This window comes from Streptomyces sp. NBC_01235, from assembly GCF_035989285.1.
Lineage (GTDB): Bacteria > Actinomycetota > Actinomycetes > Streptomycetales > Streptomycetaceae > Streptomyces.
The window spans coordinates 9,040,859-9,067,225 of record NZ_CP108513.1; the positions used below are offsets into that span (position 1 = coordinate 9,040,859).

The window sequence follows — 26,367 nt, forward strand, 5'->3', positions numbered from 1 at the left end:
GTGACAGGCGAGTGGGTTACAGGTGCGATGCAGGACACGCGAGGTCGATGTCGGATTCTCGCCAGCACCGGGGTCGCGTGCTGGTCGATGCTGGACGCATGCAGAACGGGATGTACACCGATCGCGAGCGCTGTGTGCGCGCAGTACAGTCCAAGGACGCGCGGTTCGACGGCTGGTTCTTCACGGCGGTGCTGACCACCGGAATCTACTGCCGGCCCAGCTGCCCGGTGGTGCCGCCCAAGCCGGGCAACATGGTCTTCCATCCGAGCGCCGCCGCCTGCCAGCAGGCCGGTTTCCGCGCCTGCAAGCGCTGCCGGCCCGACACCACCCCTGGTTCCCCGGAGTGGAACCAGCGCGCCGATCTGGTCGCCCGCGCCATGCGGCTGATCGCCGACGGTGTCGTCGACCGCGACGGCGTACCCGGGCTCGCCGCCCGCCTCGGCTACAGCACCCGCCAGGTCGAACGCCAACTCCTCGCCGAACTCGGCGCGGGGCCGCTCGCGTTGGCCCGCGCCCAGCGCTCCCAGACCGCTCGCCTCCTCATCGAGACGACCGAACTGCCCATGGCGGACGTCGCGTTCGCCGCAGGCTTCTCCTCCATCCGCACCTTCAACGACACCGTGCGCGAGGTCTTCGCACTCTCCCCGAGCGCACTACGAGCCCGTGTCCCACGGAAGAACCCGTCAGCCCCCTCAGCCCTCTCAGCCCTCTCGGACGCCTCGGCTCGCCCGGCCACGCCCGGCACGCTCGTCCTCCGCCTCCCCTTCCGTGCCCCCCTCAATCCCGACAACCTCTTCGGGCACCTCGCCGCGACCGGCGTGCCGGGCGTGGAGGAGTGGCGGGACGGCGCGTTCCGGCGCACGCTCCGGCTGCCCTACGGGCACGGCATCGTGGCCCTCACCCCGAACCCCGACCACATCGGCTGCCGTCTCACCCTCAGCGACCTGCGCGATCTCACCGTCGCCATCAGCCGCTGCCGGCGCATGCTCGACCTGGACGCCGATCCGGTCGCCGTCGACGAGCAGTTGCGCACAGACCCGCTGCTCGCGCCCCTGGTGGACAAGGCCCCCGGCCGCCGGGTGCCGCGCACGGTCGACGAGGCGGAGTTCGCCGTGCGCGCCGTGCTGGGCCAGCAGGTCTCCACGGCGGCCGCCCGTACCCACGCGGCCCGCCTGGTCACCGCGTACGGCGACCCGGTCGACGATCCCGAAGGCGGCCTCACCCACCTCTTCCCGACCCCCGAGGCGCTCGCCGCCGTCGACCCCGAGAGCCTGGCGATGCCCCGCACCCGCCGCACCACCTTCACCACTCTGGTCGGTCAACTCGCCGATGGGACACTCCACTTGGGCGTCGAGAGCGACTGGCCCGAGGCCCGCGCCCGCCTCCTCGCGCTGCCCGGGTTCGGACCGTGGACGGTCGACGTCATCGCGATGCGCGCCCTCGGCGACCCCGACGCGTTCCTCCCCACCGACCTCGGAATCCGGCGCGCGGCCCAGGAGTTGGGCCTGCCCTCCACCCCGGCGGCGCTCACCGCCCGCGCGGCGGCCTGGCGGCCCTGGCGCGCGTACGCCGTCCAGTACCTCTGGGCGACCGACAGCCACCCGATCAACTTCCTTCCTGTGTAGGGACGTTCAGTGAACCAGCACACGATCACCGACAGCCCGTACGGCCCCCTCACCCTCGTCGCCGACGACGGCGTCCTGTGCGGCCTCTACATGACCGGACAGCGCCACCGTCCACCCGAGGAGAACTTCGGCCCCCGCGACGACACCCTCTTCGGCGAGACCGAGGAACAGCTCAAGGGCTACTTCGCGGGTGAGCTGAAGGAGTTCACCCTCGAACTGCGCCTGCACGGCACCCCGTTCCAGCGCACGGTCTGGGCCGAACTGCGCAAGATCCCGTACGGCGAGACCCGCACCTACGGCGAACTCGCCGAGGCCCTCGGCAACCCGACCGCCTCCCGGGCGGTGGGCCTCGCCAACGGCAAGAACCCCGTCGGCATCATCGTTCCCTGCCACCGCGTGATCGGCGCCGGCGGCAGTCTCACCGGCTACGGCGGCGGCCTGGAGCGCAAACAGCGCCTGCTGAACTTCGAGAGTGGCACGGTGCCCGGCGAAACGACCTTGTTCTAGGCCGAGTCGGGAAGGATCGCGCACAAAGTCCAGGCAGCCCTCATGTCTGGGCGGCGCTCGACCCGGCGAGCTCGCGCAGCAGCTTCGGCAGCGCCGTCCCGATCGGCTCCCGGACGACGTCGTCGGCGCGTTCGTCGTACGGCGTCGTCTCGGCATCGACGACGACCAGCCGGGCGCCGTGGTCGGCGGCGATGCCGGCCAGTCCGGCGGCGGGCTGGACCTGGAGACTCGTGCCGACGGCGATGAAGACCTGACCGGCCTTGGTGATGGCGACGGCCTCGCCCAGCACCACCGGGTCGAGCCGTTCGCCGAACATGACGGTGGCCGACTTCAGGATTCCGCCGCACTCCAGGCACGGCGGATCGTCCTCACCGGCCTCGACCCGCGCGATGGCGTTCTCCATGGGCCCGCGCGCACGGCACCGCACGCGACACTGCGTGCGGTGCCGTGCAGTTCGAGGACCTTGCGGGCGGGCATCCCGGCGAGCTGGTGAGGCACGGACAGATACAGACAGCTCATCGTCGGCGGCGGCCCGAATCGGACCAGTAGCCATGGCCTGTATGGCGTATCTCGGTCTTCCTCCCGGGTGACCCCGGTGGCGCGAGTCCGTGGATCGCTGGTGTCTGTACGGAGGAGGACCAGGCAGAAAGCGAGAGACCATGGAGCGAAAGCACGAGCGCCTCGCGACACCCTGGGCCGCCGGGGTGGCGGGGGTCGTGTTCGCGATCCTGATGGCCGCGGCGATCGTCCTGATGCGCATCGCTCTGCCCGGCGCCGGAGACGACGCAACCGTCGATGCCGGACAACGGAGTACCGCGCGGACGGCGCTGGCGCTGCTTCCGTTCGCCGGGATCGCCTTCCTGTGGTTCATGGGCGCCCTGCGCGAGCAGGCCGGCGAGGGCGAGGACCAGTTCTTCTCCACCGTGTTCCTGGGCAGCGGCCTGCTCTTCGTCGCCACCCTGTTCGGCGCTGCCGCGGCGGCCGGAACCGTGCTCGAGGAGAGTCAGCAGCACCCTCCTTTCGGCCGGCACTTCGCCTACGCCCTGCTGACCACGTACGCCATGCGGATGGCGGCGGTGTTCATCATCACGACCTCGACCATCGGCCGCCGACGCGGCGTCCTCCCGCGCCCGCTCGTCGTCCTCGGCTACCTGGCGGGCCTGACGCTGCTCGTGGTGGGAGCGAACCTGCCCTGGTCCGAACTTGTCTTCCCGGCCTGGGCGCTGGTCCTCAGCCTGAACATCCTGTGGGGCCGGCGTCCCGCCCACCCGCGGCCGGCCCCGTCGACCTGAGCCGACCGCACCGCTCACTCGAACGGCCTCCTTCTCGTCGCCGCATCCCGTCCGGCCACCGAGGGTGGTCGTAGGGGGCTGACCGGGCCATTGGAGAGGACCGATCCCGTGGTAAGGATTGCCGTCGACCTGAACCGCTGTCAGGGGTACGCGCAGTGCGCGTTCCTCGCCCCCGAGATCTTCACCATGCACGGCGAGGAGGCCCTGCTGTACGACCCGGAGGCCGACGAGGCGCAGCGCGCGCAGCTGGACCGGGCCACCGCGGCCTGCCCGGTCCAGGCCATCCTCGTCGATGCGGTGGAGATACCGGCCGAGGCGGTGTCCGGTGCTCGGTGACGGATCCCCGAAACGGCTCAAACGCGAGGGCCGCATCGTCGTCGTAGGCGCCTCGCTGGCCGGCCTGCGCGCTGCCGAAACCCTGCGGGCCGAGGGCTTCGCGGGCTCCCTGACCCTGATCGGCGACGAGCCCCACGAGCCGTACGACCGGCCCCCGCTGTCCAAGCAGGTGCTGCTGGGCAGGGCTGCCGCAGACCGCACCGCGCTGCCCCGGCTCCGATCGGTCGACGCGACCTGGCGGCTGGGTGTCCCGGCCACCGGCCTGGACATGGCCGCAAGGCGGGTGCGGCTGGCCGACGGCGACGAGGTGCCGTACGACCGGCTGCTGATCGCCACCGGGGTCCGGGCGCGACCGTGGCCGCGCGAGGCCGAGGCGGAACTCGACGGCGTCTTCGGCTTGCGGACCCGCGACGACAGCGCCGCGCTCGCGTGGCGGCTCGAGGCCGGCCCCAAGCGGGTCCTGGTCATCGGGGCCGGGTTCACCGGCTCGGAGATCGCCTCCGCCTGCCGCGAACGCGGCCTTGCCGTCACCGTCGCAGAGCGCGGCGCGGCGCCCCTGGTCGGCGCTCTCGGCGGGGTGGTCGGCGCGGTGGCCGCCGAGATGCAGCGCGAGCACGGTGTGGACCTGCGGTGCGGGGTCATGGTGACCGCTCTGGAGGGCGATGCCTCGGGACGGGTGCGCGCCGCGCATCTGTCCGACGGCTCCACCGTGGAGACCGACGTGGTGATCGTCTCGCTCGGCGCCACCCGCAACACCGAATGGCTCGCCGGATCCGGACTCGGGGCAGGCCCCCGAGGCATCGCCTGCGACGCAGGCTGCCGCGCCTTCGACATCCGCGGAATCGTCACCGACGACATCTATGCGGCGGGCGACGTCGCACGCTGCCCGCACCCCCTGTTCGGCTACCAGTTCCTGTCCCTGGAGCACTGGGGCAACGCCGTCTCCCAGGCTCGGATCGCGGCGCACAACATGATCAGCGAGAGCACCGACCGCATCCCCCACATGGAGGTGCCGGCCTTCTGGTCCTCGCAGTTCGGAGTCAACATCAAGTCCGTCGGGGTGCCGTCGCTGGGGACGGAGATCCTCATCTCGCAGGGATCGCTCAAGGATCACCGGTTCCTCGGCGTCTACGGATATCAGGGGCGCGTCATCGGCGCGGTCGCCTTCGACCACGCCCGGTGGCTGCCGTTCTACCAGGAGCTGATCGAGACCACCGCGCCCTTCCCGCCGTCGTTCCCCACGGTCGACCGGCGCTCGGACGGACAGCGGCCGATCGACGCAGGCTTCCCCGATCCTTCGGTCCCCACCCACGGTCCCACCGTGACCCTCGGCGGATACTCGCCGGCCGACCGCCGGATGACGTTCACCCCCGCGCACTGACCCGTACGGCCACGAGGACTCGCCATGACGCAATCCTTGCTGCACCAGATCCTGGACTACGCCAACCGCACCAACCCGTACCCGATCTACGAACGGCTGCGGAAGACGCCGGTACACCACGAAGACGGCGGGCCGTACGTCATCAGCACCTACTACGAGATCCGCAGCCTCCTGCACGATCCTCGGATCAGCTCCGACGCCCGCAATCTGGCCTCGACCGCCCGCGACCCGCTGGCCGAGCCGGCCCACGAGGAGAGCGCCCTGCCGCCCGGGTTCCTGCGGCTCGACCCGCCGGAACACGACCGGCTGCGACGTATGACGAACCGGCCCTTCGGCCCGCCGCACTCCCCCCACCGTGTCGACGGTATGCGCGGAGAGCTCCACGACATCGTCTGCGGCCTCATCGACGGCATCGGCGACCCGGGCCGGATCGACCTGGTGGAGCAGTTCTCGTACCCCTTCCCGGTGACCGTGATCTGCCGGCTGCTCGGGGTGCCGCGCGAGGACGAGGCGCGCTTCCACACCTGGGCGGACACGCTCGCCGCGAGCCTGGACCCCGACCCGGACGCGGATCCCACCGAGCGGGGCAAGGGCGCGCACGACGCCCGTATGCAGTTGGGCATGTACCTGGCCGGCCTGATCGAGGAGCGCCGCAGGAATCCCGGCGACGACATGCTCTCCCAGCTGGCCACGGCCAAGGGCGAGGACGGTGCGATGACGACGATGGAGCTGCTCAGCACCGCGGCGCTGCTGTTGATCGCGGGGCACGAGACCACCGTCAATCTCATCACCAACGGAATGCTGACCCTGCTGCGCCATCCCGACGTCCTGCAGCGGCTGCGCTCGGATCCGCGGCTGGCCGTGCCCGTCGTCGAGGAGCTGCTGCGCTTCGAGCCGCCGGTGCAGCTGGTGCCACAGCGCACCACCCTTGCCGACATCGAGGTCCGCGGCGTCACCATCCCGAAGGGCGCCTCCCTCTGGCTGGTTCTGGCGTCCGGCAACCGCGACCCCCAGCGCTTCGAGGACCCGGACCGCTTCGACCCGGACCGCCGGGACATCCAGCACCTCGGTCTGGGCAGCGGCATCCACAGCTGCTTCGGCGCACCACTCGCCCGGCTGGAGACCCAGTTCGCCCTGTCGGAACTTGCCCGGAGGCTGGAAAGCCCACGCCTGCTGGAGGACCCGCCCCCGTACCGGCAGAACGCCGTGCTGCGCGGGCCGCGGCATCTGCACATCTCTTGCGACGGGATTCGCCCTTAGGGCCTGTCCGGCGGATCATGCGGCAGACGCGGGGTCTGGCACGCCCTCCCCCGCTCTCGGCTTCGCTCGAGCGGGAGGGACACCCATCGCGTCGACGCCCTCCTCCGCCTGGCAGCTGGACGCTCCCCCACGCTCGAACAACCTCGCGCGGGGCCCCCATCGCCCCCCATCGCCCCCGCTCACCTGCGCTTATAAGACGCCGTCGCTCCTGCGACTTGATCCGCCGGACAGGCCCTGGAGGGCCCTAGGGGTGCACCATGCCGAGTTGGCGCAGTAGCTTCGGCAGCGCGGTGCCGATGGGTTCGCGGATGACTTCGTCGGCCATTTCGTCGTACGGGGTGGGCTCGGCGTTGACGATGACGAGCCGTGCCCCATGATCCGCGGCGACGCCGGCGAGCCCGGCGGCGGGCTGCACCTGAAGACTGCTCCCCACGGCGACGAACACCTGACACGCCTTGGTGATCGCAACGGCCTCACCCAGCACCACCGGATCGAGCCGCTCCCCGAACATCACGGTCGCCGACTTGAGGATCCCGCCGCATTCCAGGCACGGCGGATCGTCTTCCCCGGCCTCGACCCGGGCGATGGCGTCCTCCATGGGCCCGCGCGCATGACAGCCGGTGCACACGAAACTCCGTGCGGAGCCGTGCAGTTCGAGCACCTTGCGGGCGGGCATGCCGGCGAGCTGGTGCAACCCGTCGATGTTCTGGGTGATGACCCGCACCGGTACGCCGGCCTTCTCCAGCTCGGCCACGGCGAGATGCGCGGAGTTCGGCTCGGCCTTCAGTGTCCGGTTCTTGCGCCGCATCTGCCACGACCGCCGCCGGATCTCCGGATCGCCCATGTAGTACTCGTACGTGACGAGCTTCTCCGCCTCCGGGTCCCGCCGCCACAGCCCGTTGGGCCCGCGATAATCGGGGATGCCCGAGTCCGTGGAGATCCCGGCCCCGCTCAGGATGGCGACGAGTGGTTTGCTCATGTGTTCGAGCGTAAGTCGGGGGATCCGGGAGTCGCGAGCGGATATCGCGGCGCTCCGCCCGGTGTTACCGTCCCGGCATGGCCAAGGTCGCGCTCTCGCTCGATGCCGAACTCGTCGTCGAAGTCATGGTGCTCACCGGCGTGGGGAACCCTCAGGACGCCGTCGAACTGGTTGTGCGCGACTACATCGAGCGCGGCCATCGCACGGAGGCCCGGACGGCCGTCCGGGACGAGGTCCTGCGCGAGGTGGACTCCAAGCCGCGCGACGTGGAGGGATGAGCCTCGACGGGCCCTTTGGGCGATCAGTCCGCCGAGCCGGCGGTCAGCCCACCCTGCGGCCGTTCTCGAGTTCGGCCGTCACCGAGCCGTCCGCCAGGGCGTCCAGCGCGGCCAGGACCCGGTGGCCCAGTTCGCCCGGCAGGTAGTCGGTGAGCTCCTCGCGGGGAACCAGCCGCCAGGACAGCAACTCCGACTCCTGCAGCCGGATCGCCTTGAAGTCGTTCTCGTCGAGGACCCCGCCGTCGTACACGTACGCGACCCGCGGCGGCAGGCCCGGTTGGGGCACCCAGGCCACCGCGAGCAGCCGTCCGAGCTCGCGGTCGAGACCGATCTCCTCGAGCGTCTCGCGGCGCGCGCCCTGCCGTGGGCTCTCGCCGCTGTCGGACTCGATCGTGCCGCCCGGCAGCGCCCAGCCCGTCCGGTAGTTCGGCTCGACGAGCAGGACCCGCCCCTCGGCGTCACGGAAGATCGCGGCGGCACCCGCCAGGACCCGGGGCAGGGAGACGATGTGCGCGGCGAAGCCGGGCGTGCTGGAAGCGGTCATCCAGGAAGCGTAAGCGGCGGTGGGCCGGCCGGCGGCGCGTCCGACCGGTTCTCCGTCGGACGTGGGAACGGTGCGTCCGTCAGCTGCACCAGCCGCGTCGTCCGTTCCGCCAACTCGCTGATGCGCGAACCGTCGAAGCCGAACACCGCGCTGCGCACCGTGTCCTGAAGCGGTTCCGTCCACTGGGGCGGGATCGCCGCGGCCCCCGTCAGGACGCCGGCCACCGAGCCGGCCGTCGCCCCGTTGGAGTCGGTGTCCAGGCCGCCGCGCACGGTGAGCGCGACGGTACGGGTGAAGTCGCCGTCGCCGTACAGCAGCCCGGCGGTGAGGACGGCGACGTTCGGGACGGTGTGGATCCAGCCCAGACCGGCCGTTTCCGCTTCCATCGTCGTGAGCGTGTCCTCCCAGGTCATGCGGGTGGCGTGCAGGGAGGTGACCCGGCGTACGGTCCGGGCGAGGCGGCTGCTCGCCGGGACGACGGCCAGCGCCTCGTCGAGCGCGTGTCGCACCGTCGGCGCGGTGAACGCCGCCGAGATCAGCGCGGCCGCGAACATCGCGCCGTACACGCCGTTGCCGGTGTGCGAGAGCACCGCGTCCCGGCGGGCGAGGGAGGCGGCGCGGCGGGGGAGCCCCGGGCAGGTCCAGCCGTGGATGTCGGCGCGGATCAGGGCGCCGATCCACTCCTGGTACGGGTTGTCGTACGTCGCCGTCAGCGGTGGCTTGAGGCCGGCCGTGAGGTTGCGGTAGGCGGCCCGCTCGGCGGTGAACGTCTGCAGATACGGCAGCCGCAGCAGCCACAGGTCGCCGACCTGCTCGGTGCTGAACCCGAAACCGTGGGTCTCCAGGAGGTCGAGGCCGAGGATCGCGTAGTCGACGTCGTCGTCGCGGCAGCTGCCGTGGATACGGCCACGCACGCACGCGCGCCACTCCGGGCGCAGCCGCAGGCCGTCCTCCTCGGTGGGCGGTTCGGGCAGGTAGTCGGTGAGGGGCAGGGCGGCGGCCCGCCGCAGATAGCGGTCGATGCGTTCGCGCGTCCACAGGTCGCCCTGCTCGACCGGTTTGCCGAGCATGTTGCCCGCGATCCGGCCCAGCCAGCCCCCGAGGACACGGTCGGCGAGCTCCGGCTCGCCACCCACAGGGGTCATGGCTCCGGTTTACCCGATTATGGATCGCGGGAACACTCGTGCGGGTCCCGACGGCCCACAGACGGCGCTCAGGCTTGCTCCAGGGTCCGGCCACCGCATGACGGCGGGGGCGTCCTCCGGTTAAGGTCGCAGCGGCGCGACTGGCCCTGACGTGCGCGGGGCCCGGAGAGCAAGGGGATGGCAAGGTGGCGGACGCTGCAGCGCAGGGCACCCGACGGGTGCTCGTGGCCGCGGACAAGTTCAAGGGCTCGTTGACGGCCGTGGAGGTCGCCGAGCGGGTGACGGCCGGGCTGCGCCGGGTCGTACCGGACGTCGAGGTGGAGGCCCTGCCCGTCGCCGACGGCGGTGACGGGACGGTCGCCGCGGCGGTCGCGGCCGGGTTCGAACGCCGGGAGGTGCGGGTCGCCGGCCCCCTCGGGCACGAGGTCACCGCCGCGTTCGCGGTGCGCGGCGACACCGCGGTCGTGGAGATGGCCGAGGCGAGCGGGCTGCAAAGGCTCCCGGCCGGCGTCTTCGCACCGCTCACGGCGTCGACGTACGGCTCCGGGGAGCTGCTGCGGGCCGCGCTGGACGCGGGCGTGCGCACGATCGTGTTCGGGGTCGGCGGCAGCGCGACCACGGACGGCGGCGCGGGCATGCTGTCCGCGCTGGGCGCGCGGTTCCTGGACGAGGACGGGGAGCCGGTCGCACCGGGCGGCGGCGGCCTCATGGAGCTGGCCCGCGCCGACCTGTCGGACCTGGACCCGCGCCTTGCCTCCGTGGAACTGGTCCTGGCGAGCGACGTCGACAACCCGCTGACCGGCCCGAAGGGCGCACCGGCGGTCTACGGGCCGCAGAAGGGCGCCTCGCCGGACGACGTCGAGACGCTGGACGCGGCGCTCGCGCACTACGCGACGGTGCTGGAGGCCGCGGTCGGGCCGAGGGCGGCGGAGTACGCCGCCGCGCCCGGTGCGGGCGCCGCCGGCGGCATCGGCTACGGCGCGCTGCTCGTCGGCGCCCGCTTCCGCGCCGGGATCGAGGTCATGCTGGACGTACTGGGCTTCGCGCCGGCCCTCGAGCGGGCGGAGCTGGTGATCACCGGCGAGGGCTCACTGGACCAGCAGACCCTGCACGGCAAGGCCCCCGCGGGGGTCGCCGCGGCGGCACGGGCGGCCGGCAAGGAGGTCGTCGCCGTGTGCGGCCGTCTCGCCCTGCAGCCGGCGGAGCTGGGACGGGCCGGGATCCGCCGGGCGTACCCGCTGACCGACGTCGAGCCGGACATGGCCACGTGCATCTCGGACGCCGGACCGATCCTGGAGCGGGTCGCCGAGCGGATCGGGCGGGACTTTCTGTCCTGAGCCCTACGGGTCCTACAGGGGGAACAGGGCGCCGAACTCGTCCCGGTAGTAGCTGCCGTTCGTGAGGCCCTCGACCTGGCCCTTGTCGAGCCAGTGCCGCGCGTAGCGCTGCACGACCTTGGCGTTGCGCTCCCAGACCACGGAGTGTCCCGCGCCGGCCAGCTGGAACATCAGCTTGTCCGGCCCCTTGACGGCCGTGTAGAGGTCCGGGACGGAGAAGTGCAGGACCGGAGGGAGCGTCGCCGAGGTGTTGGCCTGCGTGTCCTGCTCGCCGTAGAGGATGAGCACAGGTACCCGGTCACCGAGTACGGAGGCGCCTCCCAAGTCCTTGTGCGGGACGGTCTGGTTGTTCCAGCCCCACCAGTAGGAGTTCCGGTACCGCAGGACACCCTCGAACACGCCTGGTGACAGTACCGGGCCCCACTTGCTGCCGACGGGGTCGTTCTCCATGAGGGCGGCCCACACCTTGTCCTCGATGCCGGGCTCGCGCTGCAGAGGGCTGGCCTGCTCCTTGTCCCAGCCGGTCTTGAAGCCGGTCTTGCCGCCGACGTTCATCGGGAAGCCGAACGTGACGGCGGGCAGGGAGAGGGGCAGTGTCGTGGCCTCCGGCGGGCGCCCGAAGGGGTCCGCGGGGTTCGTGGACCAGCGGCCCTGCGGCGGGAAGATCGGGGCGAGCAGAAGCAGGCTCTTGACGTCGCCGGGGTGCTGGAGCGTGTAGGGGCCCATGACGAACGCGGCCGCGGACCAGCCGATGAAGTCGATCGGATGATCCCTGCCGGGCAGAGCCCTGATGAACTCGACGACGGTGTTCAGCTCCGCCCACTCGCTCTCGGAGTTGCCCAGCTGGTGCGGGTAGGGAGGTGCGCACGGGGTGGTCGTGAGGGGGTTCGGGTTCAGGACATCCGTCTGTTGCGCCGGGTTGGCGTTGCACGGTGCGTCCATCTGCGGACGTGGTGAGCGTCCGCTGCCCTGGAGGTCCATGAGGAACACGTCGTAGCCGTCGTCGGCCAGGTCCTGCGCCCAGCTGTACCGGGTCGCTGGGCCGCCGGCCCCCGCAGGGAGCACGAGGTCGAACCCCGCGACCGCCGGCACGCTTCTGCCGTGGAGCATCAGGACCGGCTGGGGCGTGTGGCTCGGCTTGGTGCCGTCGTACTCCCGGACGAACAGGTTCACGTTGATGCCCGCGTTCGCCGGAATCGTCGAGACGTGCGGGACGAGGTGGTCCTCGGGGGTGTGTGCGGGCATGGTCGCCCTCCGATCCATCGAACGGGACGAATCCCTGTGAATCCCCCTGATTCCACCGTCCTCTTGTTCTTTGGCCCCTGCAAATGGGTGTGAGGGAGAGGTAGTTGACCCGTCAAACGGGTGTGGCCCGAGCCTTTTCAGGCTCGGGCCACACCCGTTCGACGGTGAGGTGAGGGTCAGGGCAGCTGCGCCGCCCGTGCCTCGCGTCGGTTGTCGCGGAAGTTGTTCACCCGGCGGGCCGTGGCGAACAGCGGGATGACCGCGCCCATGACCAGCTGGAGCGCGCAGCCGGTCTGGAGCAGGAGCTGGCCGCTCGGGGCGTCGAACGCCCAGCCGGCCAGCAGGCCCATCGACAGCACGATCCAGGCGAGCATCGCGCCGGCGAGGCGCCCCCGCGGCTTCGGGTACTCGACCCGGCTCACCATCAGCCAGGCGGTGCCCAGGATGGCCATCAGCGTCGCCGCGAAGGGCAGCTCGAGGAGCACGATCGAGACGACCGTCAGCGCGCCGAACGGGGACGGCATGCCCTGGAAGGTGCCGTCCTTGACGGTGACGCAGGAGAATCTCGCGAGCCTCAGCACCACCGCCAGGAGTACGACGATCGCGCCGACCGCCGCCACCCGCTGGTGCGCGTCGTCGGCGACCATGCCGTAGACCAGGACGAAGTACGCCGGGGCCAGGCCGAAACTGATCAGGTCCGAGAGGTTGTCCAGCTCCGCGCCCATCGGGGAGGAGCGGAGCTTGCGGGCGACCAGGCCGTCGAACAGGTCGAAGACCGCCGCGCACAGCATCAGGATGACCGCCGTGGCCGCGCTGTGGCGGGCCATGCCGGACTCCTGGCTGCCGGTGAGGTGCGGGATCAGGATCCCGGTGGTGGTGAAGTACACCGCCATGAAGCCGCACGTGGCGTTGCCGAGGGTGAGGGTGTCCGCTATCGACAGGCGGAGAGAGAGGGGCATCTCCTCCTCTTCGTCCACCTCGTCGGCCTCGGGCACCCAGCCGGCCTGGGTCTCAGGGTCAATCACGGTCAATGCGAGTCACCCCCGCCACGGTCTTCTGTCCCACCTCGACCGCGACCTCCACGCCCTCGGGCAGGTAGATGTCGACGCGCGAGCCGAAGCGGATCAGGCCGACCCGCTCACCCTGCTCGACCTTGGTGCCCTCGGGGACGTAGGGGACGATGCGGCGGGCGACGGCTCCGGCGATCTGGATCATCTCGATGTCACCGAGCTCGGTGTCGAAGTGCCAGACGACGCGCTCGTTGTTCTCGCTCTCCTTGTTGAACGCCGGGACGAAGCCGCCGGGGATGTGCTCCACCGAGGTCACCGTGCCGGAGAGCGGCGCGCGGTTGACGTGGACGTTGAGCGGGCTCATGAAGATCGCGACCCGGGTGCGCCCGTCCTTCCACGGCATGATGCTCTGCACCACTCCGTCGGCGGGAGAGATGACCCGGCCCGAGGCGATCTCGCGCTCGGGGTCGCGGAAGAACCACAGCATGCCCGCCGCGAGAGCGGTGGCGGGCACGGCGACGGCCTTGGCGGCGCCCGAGCGGCGGGCGCGCAGCAGGCTGACGGCTGCGGTGGCGACGGTCGGCAGAAGCCACGGCGATGCTCCGCGCGCGAGGCGTGCGCCTACCAGGCTGTCGCGGTGTGCAGAGGTTTGGCTGTGGGGCATGAATGACCTTCGTAGCGGATGATGCCGCGCTTCGACAGGGGGGACGGCGGCTTTCCGCGATCGTAGCGGTTCGGGGCCACAACTGGGTAAGCCAGGAAGACGAGTCGACGGCCGAGAGAAGTTGACAGGGTGTGATCTTCTTCTCGAAGAAAACACCCCCAACCCGGATAATCAGCCCTGGAACCGATACTCCTCGAGCAACCTGCGCCCGATGATCATTTTCTGGATTTCGGCGGTGCCTTCACCGATCAGCAACATCGGGGCCTCGCGGTAGAGGCGCTCGATCTCGTACTCCTTGGAGAAGCCGTACCCGCCGTGGATCCGGAAGGCGTCCTCCACGACCTCCTTGCAGTACTCGGAGGCAAGGTACTTCGCCATCCCTGCCTCAAGGTCGTTTCGTTCGCCGGAGTCCTTTTTGCGTGCGGCGTTCACCATCATCGCATGGGCGGCCTCGACCTTGGTAGCCATCTCGGCCAGCTTGAACTGGATCGCCTGGTGCTGGGCGATCGGCTTGCCGAACGTGTGGCGCTGCTGGGCGTACCGGACGCCGAGCTCGAAGGCACGCTGGGCGACGCCGCAGCCACGCGCCGCTACGTTGACGCGGCCCACCTCGACGCCGTCCATCATTTGGTAAAAACCTCGGCCGGTGACCCCGCCGAGCACCCGATCGGCGGGAAGGCGCAGGTCAGCCATGATCATCTCGGTGGTGTCGACACCCTTGTAGCCCATCTTGTCGATCTTGCCCGGGATGGTCAGGCCGGGGCGGACCTCACCGAAGCCGGGCTCCTTCTCGATCAGGAAGGTCGTCATCGACTTGTGGGGGGCCGTGCCCTCGGGGTGTCCTTCGTCACTTCGCACCAGAACGGCCACCAGGGACGACGTCCCGCCGTTCGTCAGCCACATCTTCTGGCCGTTCAGGACGTACTCCTCGCCGTCCTTCACCGCCTTCGAGGTGATCGCCGACACGTCCGAGCCCAGGCCCGGCTCCGACATCGAGAACGCGCCCCGGATGTCGCCGGCCGCCATGCGCGGCAGGAAGTGGTCCTTCTGCTCCTGCGTGCCGTGCTGCTTGAGCATGTACGCCACGATGAAGTGCGTGTTGATGATGCCGGAGACCGACATCCAGCCGCGGGCGATCTCCTCGACGCACAGCGCGTACGTCAGGAGAGACTCACCGAGACCGCCGTACTCCTCGGGGATCATCAGACCGAACAGGCCCAGTTCCTTGAGGCCGTCCACGATCTGCTGCGGGTACTCGTCGCGGTGCTCCAGCTCGGTCGCGACCGGGATGATCTCCTTGTCCACGAAGTCGCGGACGGTGGAGAGGATCTCCTGCTGGATGTCGGTCAGACCGGCGGTCTGGGCGAGTCGCGCCATGACTACTTCTCCTGCTCCCTGAGCTGGGGGCGGCCGGGCTGTTCGCCGCCGCGCTCCTTGATGTATGTCTCGGTCGGCACCATCACCTTGCGGCGGAACACGCAGACCAGCGTGCCGTCCTGCTTGTAGCCCTTGGTCTCGACGTAGACGATGCCGCGGTCGTTCTTCGACTTCGACGGCCACTTGTCGAGCACGGTCGTCTGGCCGTAGAGCGTGTCGCCGTGGAAGGTCGGCGCGACATGTCTGAGCGACTCGATCTCCAGGTTGGCGATCGCCTTGCCGGAGATGTCGGGCACGGACATGCCGAGCAGGAGCGAGTAGATGTAGTTGCCCACGACGACGTTCTTGCCGAAGTCGGTCGTCTTCTCCGCATAGTTCGTGTCCATGTGGAGGGGGTGGTGGTTCATGGTGAGGAGACAGAACAGGTGGTCGTCGTACTCCGTGACCGTCTTGCCCGGCCAGTGCTTGTACGTCGCCCCGACCTCGAACTCCTCGTAGGTGCGCCCGAACTGCATCGCGTCACGCCTCCGGAATCTCGAACGTGGTGGTGCGCTTCATGCCGGCGGCGCGGCCCTTGCCGGAGATGACCAGCGCCATCTTGCGGCTGGCCTCGTCGATCATCTCGTCGCCGAGCATCGCCGAGCCCTTCTTGCCGCCCGCCTCGGAGGTGTAGTAGTCGTACGCGTCCAGGATCAGCTCGGCGTGGTCGTAGTCCTCCTGGGAGGGCGAGAAGATCTCGTTGGACGCCTCGACCTGGCCCGGGTGCAGCACCCACTTGCCGTCGAAGCCGAGCGCGGCGGCGCGCTGCGCGACCGCGCGGTAGCCGTCGACGTTGCGGATCTGCAGGTAGGGGCCGTCGATCGCCTGGAGGTCGTTGGCGCGGGCGGCCATCAGGATCTTCATCAGGATGTAGTGGTAGGCGTCCGCCGGGTAGCCGGGCGGCTGCTCGCCCACGACCAGCGACTTCATGTTGATCGACGCCATGAAGTCGGCCGGGCCGAAGATGATCGTCTCGATGCGCGGGGAGGCCTGCGCGATCTCGTTGACGTTGTTGAGACCCTGTGCGTTCTCGATCTGCGCCTCGATGCCGATGCGGCCGACCTCGAAGCCCATGGTCTTCTCGATCTGGGTCAGGAGGAGGTCCAGCGCGACGATCTGCTGGGCGTTCTGCACCTTCGGCAGCATGATGCAGTCGAGGTTGGGGCCGGCTCCCTCGACCACCGTCACGACGTCGCGGTACGTCCACTCGGTCGTCCAGTCGTTGACGCGCACGACCCTCGTCTTGCCCGTCCAGTCACCCTCGTTGAGGAACTTGACGATGGTGTGCCGCGCCTCGGGCTTGGCGAGCGGCGCGCACGCGTCCTCCAGGTCGAGGAAGACCTGGTCCGCCGGGAGGCCCTGCGCCTTCTCCAGGAAGCGGGGGTTGCTGCCCGGGACCGCGAGACACGAGCGGCGGGGACGCAGACGGTTGACGGTCATGCGGGGACCTCCAGGGGGTCGAGCTTGTTCGCTTTCCGGATCTCGTCGACGATGCGGCCGATGATGCCGGTGATGTCGAAGTCCTTCGGGGTGAAGACCGCGGCCACGCCGGCAGCCCTGAGCTGTTCGGCGTCACCATTCGGGATGATGCCACCGGCGATCACCGGGATGTCTGTGGCACCGGCCACACGGAGCCGTTCGAGGACGTCCGGCACCAGCTGGGCGTGCGAGCCGGAGAGGATGGACAGGCCCACGGCGTGCACGTCCTCCTCCAGCGCGGCGTCCACGATCTGCTCGGGAGTCAGCCGGATGCCCTGGTAGACCACCTCGAACCCGGCGTCACGCGCGCGCACGGCGATCTGCTCGGCGCCGTTGGAGTGCCCGTCCAGACCCGGCTTGCCGACCAGGAAGCGCAGCTTGCCGACGCCCATGTCCTTCGCGGTCGCATCGACCCTGCGGCGGACGTCGGCCATGGCCGAGCCCTCCTCCGCGGGGACCGCGACCGGCGCCGACGAGACCCCGGTCGGGGCCCGGAACTCGCCGAACACCTCGCGCAGCGCCCCGGCCCACTCGCCGGTCGTGACCCCGGCGCGGGCGCACTCCAGGGTGGCCTCCATGAGGTTGGCGGTGCCCTTGGCGGCCTCCTTCAGCTTCTCCAGCGCCTTGCAGGGGCGCGGGTGGTTGAAGGGCGGCTGGTAGCGGGTGTCGCGCCAGTTCTGGAGCGAGGCGATGACACGGGCCTCGACGGCCGGATCGACCGTCTGGATGGCCGTGTCGAGATCGGCGGTCAGGGGGTTGGGCTCGGTCGTCTCGAAGATGTTGACGCCGACGATCTTCTCCTGCCCGGACTCGATACGGGCGCGCCGCTCCGCGTGCGAGGAGACGAGCTGCGACTTGAGGTAGCCGGACTCGACGGCGGCCATCGCGCCGCCCATGTCCTGGATCCGCTCGATCTCCGTGAGGGAGGCCTCGACCAGCTTCGCGACCTTCGCCTCGATGACGTGCGAGCCCTCGAAGATGTCCTCGTACTCCAGCAGGTCGCTCTCGTGGGCGAGGACCTGCTGGATGCGCAGCGACCACTGCTGGTCCCAGGGGCGGGGCAGGCCCAGCGCCTCGTTCCAGGCGGGCAGCTGCACGGCACGCGCGCGTGCGTCCTTCGACAGCGTCACGGCCAGCATCTCCAGCACGATCCGCTGGACGTTGTTCTCCGGCTGCGCCTCCGTCAGGCCCAGGGAGTTGACCTGGACGCCGTAGCGGAAGCGGCGCTGCTTGGGGTTCTCTATGCCGTAGCGCTCACGCGTGACCTTGTCCCAGATGCGGCCGAAGGCGCGCATCTTGCACATCTCCTCGACGAAGCGGACGCCCGCGTTCACGAAGAAGGAGATGCGGGCGACGACGTCGCCGAACTTCTCGGCCGGCACCTGCCCGGAGTCCCGGACGGCGTCCAGCACGGCGATCGCCGTCGACATCGCGTACGCGATCTCCTGGACCGGCGTGGCGCCCGCCTCCTGCAGGTGGTAGCTGCAGATGTTGATCGGGTTCCACTTCGGGATGTGGGAGACCGTGTACGCGATCATGTCGGTCGTCAGCCGGAGCGACGGCCCCGGCGGGAACACGTGCGTGCCCCGGGAGAGGTACTCCTTGACGATGTCGTTCTGGGTCGTGCCCTGGAGCTGGGTGATGTCCGCACCCTGCTCCTCCGCGACGACCTGGTAGAGCGCCAGCAGCCACATGGCGGTGGCGTTGATCGTCATCGAGGTGTTCATCTGCTCCAGGGGGATGTCCTGGAACAGCCTGCGCATGTCACCGAGGTGGGCCACCGGCACACCGACCCGGCCGACCTCGCCGCGGGCGAGGACGTGATCGGAGTCGTAGCCGGTCTGGGTGGGCAGGTCGAACGCCACCGACAGACCCGTCTGGCCCTTGGCGAGGTTGCGCCGGTACAGCTCGTTGGACGCCTCGGCGGTGGAGTGACCGGCGTACGTGCGCATGAGCCACGGCCGGTCCTTCTCCCGCTTTCCTTCGGCGGGCTGACGCTCAGTCATCTATGACCTCGGGTGTCTCAGATGTTGCGGAAGCGGTTGATGGCATCGATGTGCTGGGCGCGCTTCTCCTCGTCGCGCACGCCCAGACCCTCCTGGGGGGCCAGCGCGAGGACGCCGACCTTGCCCTGGTGGAGGTTGCGGTGCACGTCGTAGGCGGCCTGGCCGGTCTCCTCCAGGGAGTAGACCTTCGACAGCGTCGGGTGGATCTTGCCCTTCGCCACCAGCCGGTTGGCCTCCCAGGCCTCGCGGTAGTTGGCGAAGTGCGAGCCGACGATCCGCTTCAGGGACATCCACAGGTAACGGTTGTCGTACTCGTGGTTGTAGCCGGAGGTCGAGGCGCAGGTGACGATGGTGCCGCCCTTGCGCGTGACGTAGACGGAGGCGCCGAAGGTCTCGCGGCCGGGGTGCTCGAAGACGATGTCGACGTCCTCGCCGCCGGTGAGTTCGCGGATGCGCTTGCCGAAACGCTTCCACTCCTTGGGGTCCTGGGTGTGCTCGTCCTTCCAGAACCGGTAGTCCTCGGCGGTGCGGTCGATGATCGCCTCGGCGCCCATGGCCCGGCAGATCTCCGCCTTCTGCGGCGAGGAGACGACACAGATGGGGTTGGCGCCGCCCGCCAGCGCGAACTGCGTGGCGTAGCTGCCCAGGCCGCCGCTCGCGCCCCAGATCAGGACGTTGTCGCCCTGCTTCATGCCGGCACCGTTGCGGGAGACGAGCTGCCGGTAGGCGGTGGAGTTGACGAGGCCGGGGGCCGCCGCCTCCTCCCAGCTCAGGTGGTCCGGCTTCGGCATCAGCTGGTTGGACTTCACCAGCGCGATCTCCGCGAGGCCGCCGAAGTTGGTCTCGAAGCCCCAGATGCGCTGCTCGGGGTCGAGCATCGTGTCGTTGTGGCCGTCCGACGACTCCAGCTCGACGGACAGACAGTGGGCGACGACCTCGTCGCCCGGCTTCCAGGCGTTGACGCCCGGGCCGGTGCGCAGCACGACGCCCGCGAGGTCGGAGCCGATGATGTGGTACGGCAGGTCGTGGCGCTTGGTGAGCTCGCTGAGCTTGCCGTAGCGCTCCAGGAAACCGAAGGTCGGCAGCGGCTCGAAGATCGAGGTCCACACGGAGTTGTAGTTGACGGAGGAGGCCATCACGGCCACCAGGGCCTCGCCCGGGCCGAGTTCCGGCACCGGGACGTCGTCGAGGTGGATCGACTTGCGGGGGTCCTTGTCGCGGGTCTCGAGGCCCGCGAACATGTCCGTCTCGTCCTTGTGCACGGTGATCGCGCGGTACGACTCGGGGAGCGGCAGAGCGGCGAAGTCGGCCGGCGTCGAGTCCGGTGACTGGATCGCGTCCAGGATGTCCTGTGTGGTCACGGTTTTGCCTCCGGCGATAAGCGCCCTGAGGGCGGGGCGCTGAGGGTTACGTCGGTGTGCGCTGAGGGTTTTGAGGAAGTGCCGTCGGTTCGGCGGTGGTGCTGTTCGGCAGCGCTTTGTGGCGCGGGAGGTTGCCTGTGACGCAGGCGTCCGGGCGCGCAAGCCGGGGGTCCCCCCAGGCCTTTGGGGCACTGGGGGAGAACTTGCGGGGACAGCCGACGTACGAAAGGTCTCTGCACGCCGGCCGCCCGGACACCTTCAACGTATGACACCGCGTGTCACCTCGCAAGGCACTGAGTGCCAGAAGTTGCTCTCAGGTGAAATCTTTACGTAACAAATGAGCGATGATCGATCGAACGGCGTCTGAAATCCGCGAGAAAAGGTGCCCTGACATGCCAAAACGGCCACCCCGTGGGGTGGCCGTCGTCACGGCGTGGAAGGTCTTCCGAGGGGGCTCAGCGCTCCTTGAGAGCCTGCTCGATCACGCGCATGACCTCGTCCAGCGAGGCGTCGGTGCGGGCGACCGTCACCAGGACCTCGCCCTGCGCGGAGATCGTCGCCGGGGCCTGCGCGGGGGTGCCGGCACCGCTGCGGCCGGCTCCGATGCCCGTCCCGAACGTCTTCCGCACGATCGCGAAGGCGTGGTCGAGCTGGGCCTCGACGTCGCCCTGGCCGCCCGCCCGCAGCCAGCGCCGCAGGACGTGGTTGTGGGCGGTGACCACGGCGGACGCGGCGACCTCGGCGAGCAGCGGCTCGTCGCCCGCGTCCTCGTCGTGGGCGTGCTCGTCGAAGTGGCCGAGCAGATAGCGGGTGAAGAGACGCTCGTAGCGGGCCACCGACGCGATCTCCGCCTCGCGCAGGGTGGGCACCTCGCGCGTCAGCTTGTAGCGGGCGACCGAGATCTCCGGCCGGGCCGCGTACATCTTCATGACTTCCTTGATGCCGCGGCACACCGTGTCGAGCGGGTGCTCGTGCGCCGGGGCCGCGTTGAGGACCGCCTCCGCCCGGATCAGTGTGTCGTCGTGGTCGGGGAAGATCGCCTCTTCCTTGGAACGGAAGTGGCGGAAGAAGGTGCGGCGGGCGACCCCGGCGGCGGCCGCGATCTCGTCGACGGTGGTCGCCTCGTACCCCTTGGTCGCGAACAGCTCCATGGCCGCGGCCGCCAGTTCTCGGCGCATCTTGAGCCGTTGGGCGGCCGCGCGGCTGCCCGCGGCACTTTCCGGCGCGTCGGGCGTGGCTGGTGTACGTGAGGACCTGGCGGGCTGGGACATGACCCGAACGTACTGCATGTGCGCAGCTCGGTGCGCGTGTCCGGGGTTTCCCCCGCCCTCGGCGGGCGGGGGTCCGCCAGTGGGGTCGAGCAGTCCCCCCCAGTCCTCGTGTCCTCGGAACCAGTCGCCGCCCCCGTCAGCGGCGGGCATATTCGCGGAAGCCGCGGCCGGTCTTGCGACCGAGGCAGCCGGCGGCCACCAGGTGCTCCAGGAGCGGGGCGGGAGCCAGGCCCGGGTCCCGGAACTCGCGGTGCAGGACCTTCTCGATCGCGAGGGAGACATCGAGCCCGACGACGTCCAGCAGCTCGAAGGGGCCCATCGGGTAGCCGCCGCCCAGCCTCATCGCGGCGTCGATGTCGTCGAGCGACGCGTAGTGTTCCTGCACCATCTTGATCGCGTTGTTGAGGTACGGGAAAAGCAGGGCGTTCACGATGAAGCCCGCACGGTCTCCGCAGTCGACCGCGTGCTTCTTGATCCGTCCGCACACCTCGCGGACCGTCGCGTGGACGTCCTCGGCCGTCAGCACCGTACGGACGACCTCGACCAGCTTCATCGCCGGCGCCGGGTTGAAGAAGTGCATGCCGATCACGTCCTGCGGACGCGAGGTGGCGCGGGCGCAGGCGACGACCGGCAGCGAGGAGGTCGTCGTGGCGAGGACCGCGCCGGGCTTGCAGACCTTGTCCAGCGTCGCGAACAGCTGCTGCTTGATCTCCAGGTCCTCGGCGACCGCCTCGACGGCCAGGTCGACGTCGGCGAAGGCGTCGTAGGAGCCGGCGGCCGTGATCCGGTCCAGGGTCTGCGCGGCGGCCTCGGCGGTCAGCCGCCCCTTGTCGACGGACCGGGACAGAGACTTGCCGATACGGGCCTTGGCGGCCTGCGCCTTCTCCTCGCTGCGGGCGGCGAGGACGACGTCGTAACCGGCCTTGGCGAAGACCTCGGCGATGCCGGAGGCCATGGTGCCGGAGCCCGCGACGCCGACGCTGCGCACCGGACGGCCGGGTGTTCCGGTCCCGCCGGAGACGGGCGTCAACGCGTCCGGGACGACCGTGGCGCTGCCGGGGGCCTCGTAGGTGTAGAAGCCGCGGCCCGACTTGCGGCCGGTCAGGCCCGCCTCGCTGAGCTGCTTGAGGATCGGGGCGGGCGCGTGCAGCCGGTCGTGGGACTCGGCGTACATGGCCTCCAGGACCGTACGGGCCGTGTCGACACCGATCAGGTCGAGCAGCGCGAGCGGGCCCATCGGCAGTCCGCAGCCCAGCCGCATCGCCGCGTCGATGTCCTCGCGGGAGGCATACCGGGCCTCGTACATCGCGGCGGCCTGGTTGAGGTAGCCGAACAGCAGGCCGTCGGCGACGAACCCGGGCCGGTCGCCCACCGCGACGGGCTCCTTGCCGAGGTCGAGGGCGAGGTGGGTGACGGCGGTGACGGCGGCCGGCGCGGTCAGCACCGAGGAGACGACCTCGACCAGCTTCATCGCGGGCGCCGGGTTGAAGAAGTGCAGGCCCAGCACCCGCTCCGGGCGCGCCGAGTCGGCGGCGAGGCGGGTGACGGACAGCGCGTTGGTGCCGGTGGCGAGGATGGTGTCGGGGCGCACGATCCCGTCCAGCTCGCGGAAGATCTGGTGCTTGATCTCGTACGACTCCGGCGCCACCTCGATAACCAGGTCGGCGTCGGCCGCCGAGCGCAGGTCGGTGGAGGTGCGGACACGGGCCAGGACGGCCGTGCGCTCCAGCTCGGTGAGCCGGCCGCGCTGCACGGCGCGGGCGGTGGAGGCATCCAGTGCGGCGAGGGACCGCGCGGTCTGCGCCTCGCTGATGTCGATGCCGATCACCTCGCGGCCGGCCTTGGCCAGGATCTCGGTGATGCCGGTGCCCATGGTGCCGAGGCCGATGACGGCGATCGTCTGGAGCGGGGACAGAGGGGTGTCGGACAGGGGAGCGGCCATCGCGGGACTCCAGGAATGAGGTGACGACTGGGAACGCCCCCGGGTGCGCCGAGGGGGCCTTTGCGAGGCCTGGGCGCACCGGGTGCGGAAGGAAAGGAGTGCGGGTGTTGCCGGGCTACGAGCGCACACGCCCGGTGCCGTCGCTGCGGGCGTGCACACGCCCGGAGACGAACGGGAGATCCGACCGGCCCTGTCCCGTGGCCGGGTCGTGCAGCGGTACGAGGTACCGAACCGACTTCTCTCGCGGCGACTGCGTCACCAGGCCACCGCGAGGAGGTGAAGCGAGTGGGTGACTCGCTCGTATGAGCTTAACCGGTGGGTAACGAGCGCGCCAGCCCTGGTGGCTGTGATGTAACTCCCTGAGCGGCCGAGCCCATAGGCTCGCCGTCATGGACGAAGAGTTGCGATCGCTCACGGAGCGTTTACGGCGGGAGTCGGGCGGGAGCCCCGAGGGCACGGTGCTGTACGAGCGGCTGACGGCGACGGCCGATCAGGACGAGCTGGCGGGCGTGCTGACCGAGTCGGGGCAGCCGCTGTGGGCCCGGGAGCTGGCCGCGTTCCGGCTGGGGCTCGCGGGGGACCGGCGCGCCTTCGAGGCACTGGTCCTGCTGCTCAACCACCGGGACCCGCCGCGCTGCGCCTCCGCCGCCCACGCGCTGGCCCGTCTCGGCGACCCCCGCACCGCCCGCGCCGCGGCCGCCCTGGCCACCAACGAACTGCGCGTCGCCTACGCCCTGCACCCCGTCCGGCTTCTGGTGGAGCTGCGGGCGCCCGAGTCCGTCCCCGCGCTGATCACGACGCTCCGGCGACGGCTTCGGCCGCACGACCCCCACCGGCGGGTGGCCCTCGCGTGCGTGGAGGGGCTCGGCGCGCTGGGAGACGGGCGAGCCCGGCCGGTGCTGAACGACGCCCTCGCCCACCCGGTGCTCGCGGAGGCGGCCGTGCACGCGCTGGCGCGGATCCCCCGGCAGCGGTGAGGAGGGGCGGACCGGCAGGTGTCAGACCGGGAGGGGGCTGAGGTACCGCACCTCGGGTACCGCGACGCCTTCCACCTCGAAGGGCTCCTCGGCGCCGTCCGCGCGGAACCCGGCCCCCTCGTAGAAGCGGCGGGCGCGGGCGTTGCCCTTGAGGACCCAGAGGTACATCCGGGGGTATCCGAGGACGCCGGCCTGCCGGACCGACTCCTTCAGGAGGGTACGTCCGACGCCCGTGCCGACGTGCTCGGTGTCAACGTAGATCGCGTACAACTCGGCGTCGCCGGTGCGGACTTCACCGTCCCGGTAGGCGCCGTGGGCGGCCCAGCCCACCACCTTCCCGCCCTGTTCCGCGACCAGGTTCACCCCGTCGGCGGCACTGCGCGCGAAGCGGGCGCGTCGGCGCTCGGCGTCCTCGGTGACGCTCAGCGCGTCGAGGTACGACTGCGGTATCAGGCCCCGGTAGGCGGTCTGCCGGCCGCGGACACGGATCTCGGAGACCCGCTGGATGTCGGCGAGTGCCATGTCCCGTACGGCGACCGGGGACGTCACCCGCCGACCACCGCGAACGCCTCGATCTCCATCAGGAACTCGGGGCGGACCAGCGCGGCCACCTGTACGGCAGAGGCGGCCGGGAGACGGTCGTCGGGTATGTGCGCGGCCCGGGCCGCGCGGATCGCGGGCATGTGGGCCATGTCCGTGACGAAGTAGGTGAGTTTGACGACGTCGTCGAAGGTCGCGCCGGCCGCGGCGAGGCAGCGCCTGAGGTTCTCGAAGACCTGGCGGGCCTGGGCCTCGGGGTCGCCCTCGCCGACCAGCCTGCGGTGTTCGTCGAGCGGGAGCTGACCGGCGACGGCGACGAGACGGCCGGTGCCTATGACCACGTGGGCGTACTGGGCCGCGGCGGCGACTCCGTCGGGAGCGGGAATCCTGGTCAGTTCACTCATGGGTCCATGGTGGACCACGGGTCTGACAACGCCCCCGACGGGTCGGCGCGGGACCGCGGGGTGACTGTCGCCCATTAGTTCGAGATTCGAATATCTTCGCGATGGGAAGATCGCCTTCCGCTGAACCACGAAGGCCTGGCGGTCCCGTCGGGCTGCCGAAGTGACCGCGGACGAGGCCGGATCGGTCCGGCCATGAAGGGTGATGGAGAGTGACCAGTGCGCAACTCCCCGATGAGATATCAGGCCTGGGCATACGTCAGGACGCGGAGACGAAGACCTTCGGGCAGTTTCTGGAAGAGAAGTGGACAGCGGTCTGCAACGGCCTGGGGATAGACCAGTGGGAGACGGAGACCGTGCTGGCGGACCTGCGGGAAGTGATCCACCCGTGGGGCGCGCGGCCCGTCGGAACGCGTTGCGATCCACCCTCGTTCGTCTCGGCCGATGGTTTCCCCGCCGAACTCTCCGTCAGTTGGAAGGCCGGCCGGCCCGAGGTCCGCATCCTGTTCGAGTCGCTCGGCTCCGACCCCACCCCGCTCGGCTGTCAGGAGGCCGGCCGAGAGCTGACGCGTCGACTGGCCGGAAGCCCGGGGACGGACATCGCGCGATACCTGGGTGTCGAGGACCTGTTCATCACGTCCGCCCCCGATCGCTACCGGGCCACCATCTGGCACTCCCTGGCCTGGCGACCGGGGAAGCGGCCCCACTACAAGGTCTACCTCAACCCGCAGGTGCACGGCCTGGACCGCGCGTACGACGTCATGGCGGAGGCCATGCACCGGCTGGGCCTGGCGGACGCCTGGGAACCGGTGGCGCACCGTGGAGAGGAACTCGCGCGGCGCGGGCACGAGTTGGAGCTCATGGCCCTCGATCTGGACGGCGGAGACACCTCCCGTGTGAAGGTCTACTTCCGGCACCTTCCCATGCCGATGGGTGAGCTGGACACCGTGGCGGCGTTGGCGCACCGCTACGAGCCGGCCCGGGCTGCCCGGGCGCGCGGCGTCATCTACGGGCGGGACGGCGGCACCGTGAGCAACGAGCCGATGACCTGTCTGGCGTTCCGGGAGGGAACGCCCGGCCCCGAGGAGGCCAACGTCTATCTGAGGCTGCCGGACAACACCCGCTCCGACGCGGAGGCAGCCCTGCGCATCGCCCGGCTCATGGAGGTGGAGGGCATCGACCCGCGTCCGCACGCCGAGATCCTGCGGCAGCTGACGGCGGGACTGCCCGGGCACACCGGGGGACTGCAGGAGTTGTGCAGCTACCGGACGATCTCACCGCAGATGCCCGCGGACATCGGGGTGTATCTGCGGTTCAGCGCGTACGCCGAACCCGCGGCCTGACACCGAGCCGTTTCCAGGAGTGGCGTGA

The 26,367-nt window shown here is 70.3% G+C and carries 25 protein-coding genes and 1 pseudogene; 10 read left to right on the forward strand and 16 right to left on the reverse strand.

All coding sequences use genetic code 11. The features are described from left to right. The first annotated feature begins 98 nt into the window (after positions 1-98). Together OG289_RS40585 and OG289_RS40590 are read left to right on the forward strand one after the other, a co-directional pair. Entirely contained in the window at positions 99-1,625 is a 1,527-nt protein-coding gene (locus OG289_RS40585) for an AlkA N-terminal domain-containing protein (RefSeq protein WP_327318993.1), read from the forward strand. Positions 1,626-1,634: 9 nt separating this feature from the next. Next, entirely contained in the window at positions 1,635-2,132 is a 498-nt protein-coding gene (locus tag OG289_RS40590; protein ID WP_327318994.1) for a methylated-DNA--[protein]-cysteine S-methyltransferase, read from the forward strand. A gap of 40 nt (positions 2,133-2,172) precedes the next feature. On the opposite strand, the pseudogene OG289_RS40595 reads toward OG289_RS40590, so the two are convergent. Beyond that, positions 2,173-2,678: pseudogene (locus OG289_RS40595) on the reverse strand (SIR2 family NAD-dependent protein deacylase); the annotation flags it as partial. Positions 2,679-2,791: 113 nt separating this feature from the next. Here OG289_RS40595 and OG289_RS40600 point away from each other — a divergent pair. The 4 genes from OG289_RS40600 (at position 2,792) to OG289_RS40615 (ending at position 6,401) form a co-directional block, all read left to right on the forward strand. Then, positions 2,792-3,424, forward strand: coding sequence for a hypothetical protein (locus tag OG289_RS40600; RefSeq protein ID WP_327318995.1), 633 nt, complete (start codon positions 2,792-2,794; stop codon positions 3,422-3,424). A gap of 108 nt (positions 3,425-3,532) precedes the next feature. Continuing rightward, on the forward strand, positions 3,533-3,760 hold the full coding sequence (locus tag OG289_RS40605) for a ferredoxin (protein WP_327318996.1): 228 nt from the start codon (positions 3,533-3,535) through the stop codon (positions 3,758-3,760). Then, positions 3,717-5,141: an NAD(P)/FAD-dependent oxidoreductase gene (locus OG289_RS40610; RefSeq protein ID WP_327318997.1), complete on the forward strand. Its 1,425-nt coding sequence runs from the start codon at positions 3,717-3,719 to the stop codon at positions 5,139-5,141. The genes OG289_RS40605 and OG289_RS40610 overlap by 44 nt, the downstream gene beginning before the upstream one ends. A gap of 24 nt (positions 5,142-5,165) precedes the next feature. After that, positions 5,166-6,401 (forward strand): cytochrome P450, encoded by a 1,236-nt coding sequence (locus tag OG289_RS40615; protein ID WP_327318998.1) that lies wholly within the window; start codon positions 5,166-5,168, stop codon positions 6,399-6,401. 244 nt (positions 6,402-6,645) lie between these two features. On the opposite strand, the gene OG289_RS40620 is transcribed toward OG289_RS40615, so the two are convergent. Then, a complete protein-coding gene (locus OG289_RS40620; RefSeq protein ID WP_327318999.1) occupies positions 6,646-7,380 on the reverse strand; it encodes an SIR2 family NAD-dependent protein deacylase in 735 nt (244 codons plus the stop codon). A 77-nt stretch (positions 7,381-7,457) separates the two neighbouring features. Between OG289_RS40620 and OG289_RS40625 the strand changes: the two genes are divergently transcribed. Continuing rightward, positions 7,458-7,658 carry a type II toxin-antitoxin system VapB family antitoxin gene (locus OG289_RS40625; RefSeq protein WP_327319000.1) on the forward strand — a complete coding sequence of 67 codons (201 nt, stop codon included), beginning with the start codon at positions 7,458-7,460 and terminating at the stop codon, positions 7,656-7,658. Between the two features lie 43 nt (positions 7,659-7,701). On the opposite strand, the gene OG289_RS40630 is transcribed toward OG289_RS40625, so the two are convergent. Both OG289_RS40630 and OG289_RS40635 read right to left on the reverse strand, forming a co-directional pair. After that, positions 7,702-8,202 (reverse strand): NUDIX hydrolase, encoded by a 501-nt coding sequence (locus OG289_RS40630; protein WP_327319001.1) that lies wholly within the window; start codon positions 8,200-8,202, stop codon positions 7,702-7,704. Continuing rightward, a complete protein-coding gene (locus OG289_RS40635) occupies positions 8,199-9,347 on the reverse strand; it encodes an ADP-ribosylglycohydrolase family protein (protein ID WP_327319002.1) in 1,149 nt (382 codons plus the stop codon). The genes OG289_RS40630 and OG289_RS40635 overlap by 4 nt, the downstream gene beginning before the upstream one ends. A gap of 218 nt (positions 9,348-9,565) precedes the next feature. Here OG289_RS40635 and OG289_RS40640 point away from each other — a divergent pair, with 218 nt between their 5' ends. Next, positions 9,566-10,684, forward strand: coding sequence for a glycerate kinase (locus OG289_RS40640; RefSeq protein ID WP_327320955.1), 1,119 nt, complete (start codon positions 9,566-9,568; stop codon positions 10,682-10,684). A 12-nt stretch (positions 10,685-10,696) separates the two neighbouring features. Here OG289_RS40640 and OG289_RS40645 read toward each other — a convergent pair whose 3' ends face one another. From OG289_RS40645 to OG289_RS40690, 10 genes are all read right to left on the reverse strand, one after another. Further along, a complete protein-coding gene (locus OG289_RS40645) occupies positions 10,697-11,929 on the reverse strand; it encodes an alpha/beta fold hydrolase (protein ID WP_327319003.1) in 1,233 nt (410 codons plus the stop codon). Positions 11,930-12,105: 176 nt separating this feature from the next. Beyond that, positions 12,106-12,924: a CDP-diacylglycerol--serine O-phosphatidyltransferase gene (gene pssA / locus OG289_RS40650; RefSeq protein WP_327320956.1), complete on the reverse strand. Its 819-nt coding sequence runs from the start codon at positions 12,922-12,924 to the stop codon at positions 12,106-12,108. 22 nt (positions 12,925-12,946) lie between these two features. Continuing rightward, positions 12,947-13,603 (reverse strand): phosphatidylserine decarboxylase, encoded by a 657-nt coding sequence (locus OG289_RS40655; protein WP_327319004.1) that lies wholly within the window; start codon positions 13,601-13,603, stop codon positions 12,947-12,949. A 171-nt stretch (positions 13,604-13,774) separates the two neighbouring features. Then, a complete protein-coding gene (locus tag OG289_RS40660) occupies positions 13,775-14,980 on the reverse strand; it encodes an acyl-CoA dehydrogenase family protein (protein ID WP_327319005.1) in 1,206 nt (401 codons plus the stop codon). A gap of 2 nt (positions 14,981-14,982) precedes the next feature. Beyond that, entirely contained in the window at positions 14,983-15,495 is a 513-nt protein-coding gene (locus OG289_RS40665; RefSeq protein ID WP_327319006.1) for a MaoC family dehydratase, read from the reverse strand. A gap of 4 nt (positions 15,496-15,499) precedes the next feature. Continuing rightward, complete coding sequence (locus OG289_RS40670; protein ID WP_327319007.1) at positions 15,500-16,459, reverse strand: HpcH/HpaI aldolase/citrate lyase family protein; 960 nt, start codon at positions 16,457-16,459, stop codon at positions 15,500-15,502. Then, positions 16,456-18,504, reverse strand: a complete 2,049-nt coding sequence (locus tag OG289_RS40675) for a protein meaA (RefSeq protein ID WP_327319008.1) — start codon at positions 18,502-18,504, stop codon at positions 16,456-16,458. Before OG289_RS40675 ends, OG289_RS40670 begins: the two co-directional genes overlap by 4 nt. 17 nt (positions 18,505-18,521) lie before the next feature. Next, positions 18,522-19,865 (reverse strand): crotonyl-CoA carboxylase/reductase, encoded by a 1,344-nt coding sequence (gene ccrA, locus OG289_RS40680; protein ID WP_327319009.1) that lies wholly within the window; start codon positions 19,863-19,865, stop codon positions 18,522-18,524. A gap of 455 nt (positions 19,866-20,320) precedes the next feature. Beyond that, positions 20,321-21,136 carry a TetR family transcriptional regulator gene (locus OG289_RS40685; RefSeq protein WP_327319010.1) on the reverse strand — a complete coding sequence of 272 codons (816 nt, stop codon included), beginning with the start codon at positions 21,134-21,136 and terminating at the stop codon, positions 20,321-20,323. A 136-nt stretch (positions 21,137-21,272) separates the two neighbouring features. Continuing rightward, on the reverse strand, positions 21,273-23,078 hold the full coding sequence (locus OG289_RS40690; protein WP_327319011.1) for a 3-hydroxyacyl-CoA dehydrogenase family protein: 1,806 nt from the start codon (positions 23,076-23,078) through the stop codon (positions 21,273-21,275). A gap of 389 nt (positions 23,079-23,467) precedes the next feature. Here OG289_RS40690 and OG289_RS40695 point away from each other — a divergent pair, with 389 nt between their 5' ends. After that, positions 23,468-24,055 carry an adenylosuccinate lyase gene (locus tag OG289_RS40695; RefSeq protein WP_327319012.1) on the forward strand — a complete coding sequence of 196 codons (588 nt, stop codon included), beginning with the start codon at positions 23,468-23,470 and terminating at the stop codon, positions 24,053-24,055. A 21-nt stretch (positions 24,056-24,076) separates the two neighbouring features. On the opposite strand, the gene OG289_RS40700 is transcribed toward OG289_RS40695, so the two are convergent. Then, positions 24,077-24,577 (reverse strand): GNAT family N-acetyltransferase, encoded by a 501-nt coding sequence (locus OG289_RS40700; RefSeq protein ID WP_327320957.1) that lies wholly within the window; start codon positions 24,575-24,577, stop codon positions 24,077-24,079. A gap of 23 nt (positions 24,578-24,600) precedes the next feature. After that, positions 24,601-24,999, reverse strand: a complete 399-nt coding sequence (locus tag OG289_RS40705; RefSeq protein ID WP_327319013.1) for a RidA family protein — start codon at positions 24,997-24,999, stop codon at positions 24,601-24,603. A gap of 209 nt (positions 25,000-25,208) precedes the next feature. Here OG289_RS40705 and OG289_RS40710 point away from each other — a divergent pair, with 209 nt between their 5' ends. Beyond that, positions 25,209-26,339: a tryptophan dimethylallyltransferase family protein gene (locus tag OG289_RS40710; protein ID WP_327319014.1), complete on the forward strand. Its 1,131-nt coding sequence runs from the start codon at positions 25,209-25,211 to the stop codon at positions 26,337-26,339. Positions 26,340-26,367 lie beyond the last annotated feature (28 nt).